Source organism: Prevotella sp. CAG:255 (genome assembly GCF_000431195.1).
GTDB classification, from domain to species: domain Bacteria; phylum Bacteroidota; class Bacteroidia; order Bacteroidales; family Bacteroidaceae; genus Prevotella; species Prevotella rara.
The window spans coordinates 19,683-28,550 of record NZ_HF986860.1; the positions used below are offsets into that span (position 1 = coordinate 19,683).

The following is an 8,868-nucleotide window of genomic DNA, read 5'->3' on the forward strand; positions in this document are numbered from 1 at the left end:
ACATGGGCAAGACAGCCGCATAAGGCATAGGAAAAATAATATTTGTAATGTATATACGAAAACAGCAATGAGCAACTTCAACCTTAGAAGCTATTTCACGTTTCTCTCAAGGAACAAAATATACACGGCAGTGAATGTGTTCGGACTGGCCGTAAGCCTGACATTTGTCATCATCATCGGACTGTACACATGGCAGGAGACAAGCATCAACCGGCAGCACAGCAAGGCAAAGCGCATATACAACATAGGACTGATGTCCGACGACAGCATCGGTACGGCCAACTGTCACCATATAGTCCAAAGATACTTGCGTGACAGATATCCTGAAATAGAAAAGACATGCGGCTTCACAACCGAAAACATGAAGCTGAAAGACAGGGACAACTTTGTCAACATAAATGTAATGGAGACCGACTCGACATTCTTCGACATGTTCGACTTCCCCCTGCTCTATGGCAACCGCGCCACTTGTCTCATGCAGAAAGGTAACATTGTGCTGACGGAGAGCTTGGCGCTCCGCATGTTCGGAACGGCAAATGCCGTTGGCCGTGACATAACAACCGCCGACAACACCCACTTTCGCGTTTCCGGAGTGGTGGCAGACTTTGACAACACCATCATAGATAAAGACATTGACGCAATAGTCGACTTCTCTTTCTGCAAGAACCTTGCAAACAAGGATGAGTATTTCTATCAGTTTGCAAACTACCTTATGTGCTCGGTTTTCATACAGGTACACGAAAACTGCGACTTCATGGCTAAACGGAATGAAGTGAAAACGTATCTGCATGAGACCGTCAAAGACTGGCATCCCACGATAACGCGCCTTGACAAACTGTATTTCTCCGGACTCAACGCCTATTCAGGACTACATCTCGGCAACCTTATGCTGGTAAAAATTCTGTTCGCCGTGGGACTCGTTACGCTGCTTTTCTCCATTATCAACTACATAAACCTGACCGTTGCACAAAGCGGTTACCGCGCAAGAGAGATGGCTACACGCAGGCTCTTCGGGTGCAGCAAGAGCAGAGTGGCAGTCAACTTGTTCATAGAATCGCTCGTGATGTGCGCCATTTCGCTGCTTATCGCCGTTATGCTGGTACATATAGCCGCCCCTTATGCTGGCCGGTTGCTCGACACAAAGCTCAACCTGTCTTTGCTCATACACCCATATTGCATTGGTCTGACGGCTGTTGTCGTCATTGCGGTGAGCATCATTGCCGGCATACTTCCTGCCACAATACTGTCACGGGTGAAGCCTATCGAGGTTGTGCGCGGAACATTCCGCACGCAGACAAAGATGATTTTCTCGCGCATCTTCATAACCATACAGAACATCATAACCATAACCATGCTGGCATGCACCTTTATTATGGTCTGCCAGATGCTTCATCTGACGAAAGCTCCGCTTGGCTTCAACACGAAGAACATAATAGCCTTAAAGCTTAACTACACAACGGACAACGACCTTACCAACGAGTTTATCAACCGTCTGCGCACTCTTCCGCCGGTAAAGGCTGTGGCCCCGTCTAACGGAACCCCGGCTGACGGAGGCAACGACCCGTCTGTGCAATTTGAAGGGGACAAGGACATAAGCCGCTTCAACTTCATAACAGGCACGCCTGAAATGATGAAGATATACGGCATAAAGATGAAAAACGACTTCAACCTGAAAGGTGACAGCATAATTTACATGAACGACCAAGCCCTGAAATATCTGCATATGAAACCAAACTCAACGCATATGAGCGAAAGGTTTGACAGTTTCGTGCTGACATACTTTGCAAAAAGCGCAAGATACGGGGGCGTAATCAACGACTTCCACGTGCGCGACATATGCAACAACACGAAAGGCATAATATTGCTGACGTGCAGGAACATTAAGCAACCCCTCAACATATCAATACTCGTAGAGGGCGACCCAATGGAGGCATACGCCCGGATAAAGGAGATATATAAAGAGGTGTTTCATGAGGAAGTGGACGAAAGCACACCGCCGTTTGTAGACAAACAGATAGAGAAACGCTTCGAGCAGGAAATCCGCACGTCTAAAATCGTATCGCTCTTCGCCTTCATTGCCATCATAATCTCGCTGCTCGGACTTGTGGCTATGTCGACATACTTCATACAGCAGCGCGCAAGGGAGATTGCCGTGCGCAAGGTGTTCGGTTCTACGGGCAACCAGATTCGCGTAAGACTGATACGCACGTTCATGCTATACGTGGGCATCGCATTTGTCATAGCCGTGCCGATAGTCGTTCATTTCATGTCGAAATGGATTGAACAATACAGCTACCGCATAGTATGGTGGCCGTGGATTGTGGCGGCAGGAGTAATCGTTATGCTTATCAGCTTGGCTGCCGTGGCTGTGCAGAGCTGGATGGCGAGCAACGAAAACCCCGTGAAGAACATCAGGCAGGAATAGACCGGACACCGTAAGACAAGGCTGCGGCAAGCAGACAACAAGAAAAATCATTAAACAACATATCAGAAGATGAACAACATAACGCAAGCATTAAAGAACCTGACACGCCGTGGACAGCACAACATAATAAAGATATTGTGCCTCGGCATTGGCTTTGCACTGGCGTCGGTGCTGATAGCGAAACTATGGTATGAGCACGAATACGACACGTGCTACCCCGACCATGACCGCATCTACCGCATAAGCGAAAAGATAAGCCGGGGCTCTGATCCGGAAGCTACATACGGCAACACGCCCGGAGGCATAGCCACGACGCTGAAAAAATATATTCCCGAGATTGAAACGGCAACAAGAATAAACCCTGCATGCAATGATGAGGAAATGAAGATAAACGGAGAACGACGCGTAAAAGGTAACATATACGTTGTTGACTCGTGTTTCTTCAAAATGTTCCCGACCAGGATTTTGGAGGGCAACGCCGACGAGGTGCTGGCAAAGCCGTATTACTGTCTTGTGTCACGGACTATGGCTGAGCGCATGGGCGGCAACGTGATAGGACGCAAGCTGGAGCTTACTTCTATTCCGGGACTGACGATGACCATAGGCGCAGTATACGAAGACTATCCGTGGAACTCTTCTTTTCACGACTATGACGTGATGCTCTCAATGACAACACAGCGCAGCTTCAGCTACGACGGACAGGACAACCTGGCGGGCAACGACCGCTACTACTCGTTCATAAAGGTGAGCAAGGGATGCCATCCTGAGCAGGGCGACTTTGACAATAAGGTGAACGAAATAGTAAGCAAATTTCTTGCCCTACTTGAAAAGGAAGAGATAAAATTCTCGCTGAAGTTCACTCCCATATCAAAATATCACCAAGAGGACAGCTACTTCAGGCAGACATTCCTCATGATGATGATATTAGCGGCGGTGATTCTCGCGGCAAGCGTGCTCAACTATCTGCTGATTGTGATTGGCAACACGGTTACGAGAGGACGCGAAATGGCCGTAAGAAAATGCTACGGAGCCATGCCGCGTAACATATTAGGCATAACCATGGCCGAAACCCTGCTGCATATCGTGCTGGCAATGATGCTGGCCGCAGCACTGATATACGCCTGCAAAGGCTCGATAGAGACGCTGCTGTCGACCCCGGTCAGCTCACTTTTCACCGGCAAGGGCACACTGTTCCTCACAGCATTGCTGATAGTGGTGTTCATCGTTAGCGCCCTGCTGCCGGGCAGGATATACAATGCCGTGCCCGTAACAACGGCGTTCCGCAACTTCACCGAGAGCCGCAGGCGCTGGAAGATAGCACTGCTGGCGGTGCAGTTTTTATTCGTCAGTTTTCTGGTATGCCTGCTGCTGATAGTCAACAGCCAATATTCCAAGCTCACAGACTTCGACCTCGGCTACTCTTATGACCGCCTCGCGATAGTCAACGTAAACCAAATAAAGGGCGAAAAGCGCAGCGCCATGGTTACAGAACTAAGCAAAATGCCAGAGATTGAGGCATGGACGGCAGTAACATCTCCCTTGTTTTCAAACGGCGGCGGCAACAACATAGTTGACCCGGAAACCGGTGAGGAGATGTTTAACGCCACCGACCTGTATATGGCAGGCGACAACTATCTCGACATGTTGGACATAAAGCTCAGACAGGGACGCGGATTCAACGCCAACAGCGACAGTCTGAAGGAGATGATGGTAAGCCCTGACTTCGCCCAGAAGCTGAAGAACGAGAAGAAATGGAAAGACGTGATTGGGCGTAAGATTCTGATAACGGAACACAGCCAAACGGGCAAAGACCTGTTCACCATAGTAGGAATATATGATAATTTTCACGCCAATACGGCGCTCGACGATGACGACCGCCCCACGATGATGTTCCACTCAGACCCTTACGGCAGCTACATCAGCTATTTTCTGCTGAAGTTTCACGACCTTACGGCAGACAATATGCAGGCGGTGCAACAGCGGCTGCAGAGGCTTTATCCTGACGAAACAATCATCGTGGACAGCTATGCACGGCAGCTGGACACATGGTATGACAGCGTAAAGCATTTCCGCTCGGCTGTCATGACGGCAGGAATATGTGCGTTGCTTATAGCTCTGATGGGACTCATAGGATATGTGAACGACGAAATGCAGAGGCGAAGCAAGGAAATAGCCATACGCAAGGTGAACGGTGCAACCGCCATAAGCGTGCTGCGCATGGTGCTGGGCAACGTGCTGCTGACGGCCGTTCCGTCGGCAATAGCAGGGGCTATTCTTGCCGGGATTGTGGCAGGCAAATGGCTTGAGGACTTCAGCGTGAGGACAAACATGAGCCCGTGGCTCTTTGTGGCAGGCATATTGGCAGTGGTGGCGGTTATAGCCGCGACCGTGGCCGCCAATGCTTACCGCACGGCAAACAGCAATCCTGTAAAATACCTGAAGAACGAATAAGCACTTAACGCCTGAAAAGCAGGCATTGAAGAAAATATAGAAACAATAAAACTAACCGAGCTCACGAATACGGCGAAAGCCGTGAGGGGGCATAAAATAGAACAGAATATGATAAAGGTAGAAAATCTTAGCAAGTCGTTCCGCACGGAAGAGGTGGAGACTATAGCGCTTGACAACGTAACGTTCAACGTGGAAGACGGTGAGTTTGTGGCAATAATGGGTCCTTCGGGATGCGGCAAGTCTACGCTGCTGAACATTCTCGGACTGCTGGACAACCCTACTTCGGGCCAATACTGGCTCGACGGCCAGGAGGTGTCGCTGCTGAAGGAAAAAGACCGCACGGGCATACGCAAGGGACAGATAGGCTTTGTGTTCCAGAGCTTCAACCTCATTGACGAACTTAACGTGGAGGAGAACATCGAGCTGCCCCTGACATATCTGAAGGTAGGTAAGGCTGAAAGAAAACAGAAGGTGCAGGAGGTGATGAAACGCATGGGCATAACTCATCGTGCAAAGCACTTTCCGCATCAGCTCTCGGGCGGTCAGCAGCAGAGAGTAGCAATAGCCCGCGCCGTGGTGTTCGGCCCCAAGCTGATTCTGGCGGATGAGCCTACGGGTAACCTCGACTCTAAGAACGGCGCCGAGGTGATGCGCCTGCTGACAGAACTGAATCAGGACGGCACGGCAATAGTGATGGTTACGCACAACGAGCACGACGCGCAGATAGCCCACAGAACGATACACCTGTTTGACGGAAAAATCGTTGGATAGTGTGCCTGATGGTATTGTCATGACCATGACGCCACAAAGGCTCAGGCAACAGCATCAGACCAGCAACACAAAAGACGTCCTTCTGCAGTGCAAAAGGCATGCTTTCACGCTGTGAAACGTGCCCTTTTGCAACATGAAAGGACGTCTTTTGCATAAGCAGAAAACACGGAACGCCATAGGGAAAGGACTCTTTAAAGGCAACCAAATTTAGGGAAGTACACTGTAAACAATTTAGGTTTATTTTTTTGCGAAGAAACTCGTCACTCGTCACATTGCGACATAACGTCCTGAATTCCAGATCGTTGCGGTGTGACGAGTTGCCGTTGCAACTCATCACACAGAGTAAGCCCAAAGCAGGAAAATACATAAAATTGCTCCGATGTGATGAGTTGAAAATCCAACTCATCACACATTAACAGTCTAACTGTCAGCAACTTACGCACGGATGTGACGAGTGATGAGTTTTTTCAAAAAACTTTTTACGGCTTATTTACGGCGGACAGCTTGTCGGCAAACTGCCGAATACAATAATCGCCCACTACAGACAGGTCATTATAAGGACCAATAAAACCATGCTTTTAACCAAGCAACACGCTGGCGTATAAAAGAGAAACACAAGCAAAACATGCATAACAGACATCAGAATTTTGCGTTCAATGCTCACGGCTGACCATCGTGCGCAAAATCGTCAACGTGTGATTAATCTTAATCATACATGTTCTGAATCTTCAATAAAAAAACAAGCTGCCTCATAAAATAAATGAGACAGCCTGCGAAATTGTCAGTTATATATAAAATTGCAGTAATTATTTTACAACAACCTTCTTGCCGTTCATGATATAAACGCCCTTCTTAACACCTGTAAGAACAGTTGCAGCAGGAGCCTCCTTAACGAGGATACCGTCGATTGTGTAAAGCTTAACAACGGCATTGGCATCGTCACCAAGAACAGAATCTATACCTGTAGGATCAGTGTTGAATTTACCTGTGATCTCAACGCTGTCGCCATTGCTGAGCATTCCACCTTCTACAGTCAATGTAACCTCACGGTCCTTGCTTACACCGGCAAGTGGAATATGGCTTACATAACCCGCATAAGATTTATCATAAGCAAACGGAACATCCTCTGCCTTGAATTCCTTTGTCTGGAGTGTACCGCGGTTGTTGAGCCACTGCAACAGAACCTTGTCGAAAGTAAGAACACCAACTTCCTCCGGCAACCAGATTATGATCTCGCTGCAATCAGCCAGAGAGCTGCCTTCAGTAGGCAAGAAGTCATAATAAAAAGATATTTCCTGCTTCTTCAGAGGATAAGTAACAACGATGCCACTTGTTCCGGCAGAAGCGTTGTTTGTGAGAATAGCACGTCCGTCTGCAGTTGTAAGGCCCTTGATGTTCATTGTTTTCACAGTCTGCACTTCACCGTTTCTTGAAGTCTCTACTGTCTCTGGGAAGCGGTAACCGCGGATATCAACAACAACAGTCTTGCCTTCGATAGTAAAATCAGGATTAAATGAGCCCATAGAACCAGCCTCTGAATCGCCATAAGACAAGTCTATAGTTACCTTGCTCTTATCAGTATTAAGTTCGTCTGTGAAAGTAAATGTCAGCAAGCCTTCTTTTCCTGTTTCAGGATAATATGTGTAAAGAGTTGTACCCTGTGCCGGATCTATAGAAACCAGCTCACCGGGCATTTCGCCCATAATCAGTGTAACAGAATAGTTTCCGTCCTCACCATAAATCACGCTCTCGTCGTTAGCATCGCAAATACCTTCAAGAGTGATTTTAAACTTATCACCAACCTCAAGTTTACCGTCTTCCGCCATCTCACGGATAAACTTGCTCAACTCGATACTATAGAAATACTGAGTAGTATAGGTACCATTGATATATGCTGCGGGAATCTCTTCCTTTGTTTTAAATACGCCGTCAGCCTCCTCACCATACTCAATCCAGTTGTGGGCTATGTTAACAGTACGGTCAAAAGCTAATTCAAGGTTTGAGCCAGAAACTGTATAGGTATCACCATCCGAAAAGTTAGATGTCAATGTGATAGGCATGCCTTCTCCGTTACCATAATAAATTGTAACATCTATTGAAGGCTCAGTAATCATACTGGTTGAGAAATAATAAGTTTTTCCTTCCTCAACCTCACTACTGAAGATTTTGTGACCTTCAGCGTCATAGCTTATAGAAAGGTTGTTGCCCTCTTCACCCATGGCATTACATTCAAACATCATAATGCCAAAATATCCGACATTAAAGTGGATGGTGTTGCTCTCAATAGCCTTCAGCTGTAAATAGTTTGCACCTGGCTGCAATTTAATAGTTACAGACTCAGACGGGTCATTAATCTCAATCGGAGTAAAAGTAACAGCCTTTAAACCTGTCAACCCCAATACAATACCGATTAAAGTAAAAATAAGTCGTTTCATGTCTAAATATTCTTGTCTGTTTTATTTTGAGGAAAAAGCTAAAGGCTGGTCGATGCGCTATTGCCATAAGGCCAAAGCGACAGGCTGCAGCCTTTAGCTTTTTATTTAAAATCTACGGCAGATTAGCGGATAACCACTTTCTGGCCGTTGATGATATAGATACCCTTAACGAGTTTCTTCATTACGTCAGCTTTCTTACCCTTGCTTACGAGGCAGCCGTCTACGCTGTAAACCTCAACAACAGCATTAGCATCTTCAACTTCTACACCACCGATGTTTGTAGAATTGTCAACGATGAATGTATATGTCAGCTCAGGATTGAAGAGATTGCCGTCAAGATCATAGAATGTTTCTTCAGGAATAACAACAGTGTAAGTACCATCTTCTGTTATTTCCGGAGTAAACGTAATCATCATCTTATTCATGTCATCACCTGTAGCATAATCGATCGCTGCAGAGATATTGCTTGCCTCAGCACCGTCTTTCTTAACTGTGATAACATTGTTTGTGTTCAGTTCACCAACACCATACTTAGAATCTACAGTAAGTTCAACAGTAGCAATTGACTTAACTGTGCTTCCGTCAGCAGGTGTAACCTCTGTAGGAACGAGGATATTCTTAGGCATCTGATATGCGAGCAGGATAACACCGTCTGTGCCATAGCTGATAGGTGTGCCATTTTCATTAACAGCAGCAACAGATACGCCTATGTTGTTCTCAGCGAGAGCAGCCTCAGGAACAGTAACTGTTATAACCTTGCCTTCAACCTTTGCTTCAGCAGGAACA

At 47.0% G+C, this 8,868-nt stretch carries 5 protein-coding genes; 3 read left to right on the top strand and 2 right to left on the bottom strand.

Going from position 1 to position 8,868, the window contains the following annotated elements; all coding sequences use genetic code 11:
• Positions 1-67: 67 nt before the first annotated feature.
• The 3 genes from QVO66_RS12040 (at position 68) to QVO66_RS12050 (ending at position 5,647) form a co-directional block, all read left to right on the top strand.
• Entirely contained in the window at positions 68-2,425 is a 2,358-nt protein-coding gene (locus QVO66_RS12040; protein WP_021855741.1) for an ABC transporter permease, read from the top strand.
• A gap of 69 nt (positions 2,426-2,494) precedes the next feature.
• On the top strand, positions 2,495-4,876 hold the full coding sequence (locus tag QVO66_RS12045; protein ID WP_021855742.1) for an ABC transporter permease: 2,382 nt from the start codon (positions 2,495-2,497) through the stop codon (positions 4,874-4,876).
• A gap of 108 nt (positions 4,877-4,984) precedes the next feature.
• The gene (locus QVO66_RS12050; RefSeq protein ID WP_021855743.1) at positions 4,985-5,647 is read left to right on the top strand and encodes an ABC transporter ATP-binding protein; all 663 of its coding nucleotides are present in this window, start codon (positions 4,985-4,987) and stop codon (positions 5,645-5,647) included.
• Between the two features lie 806 nt (positions 5,648-6,453).
• Here the strand turns inward: QVO66_RS12050 and QVO66_RS12055 are convergent.
• Together QVO66_RS12055 and QVO66_RS12060 are read right to left on the bottom strand one after the other, a co-directional pair.
• Positions 6,454-8,082, bottom strand: coding sequence for a hypothetical protein (locus tag QVO66_RS12055; protein ID WP_021855745.1), 1,629 nt, complete (start codon positions 8,080-8,082; stop codon positions 6,454-6,456).
• Between the two features lie 122 nt (positions 8,083-8,204).
• On the bottom strand, positions 8,205-8,868 hold a 664-nt coding region (locus QVO66_RS12060), incomplete at its 5' end, for an Ig-like domain-containing protein (protein ID WP_288172863.1).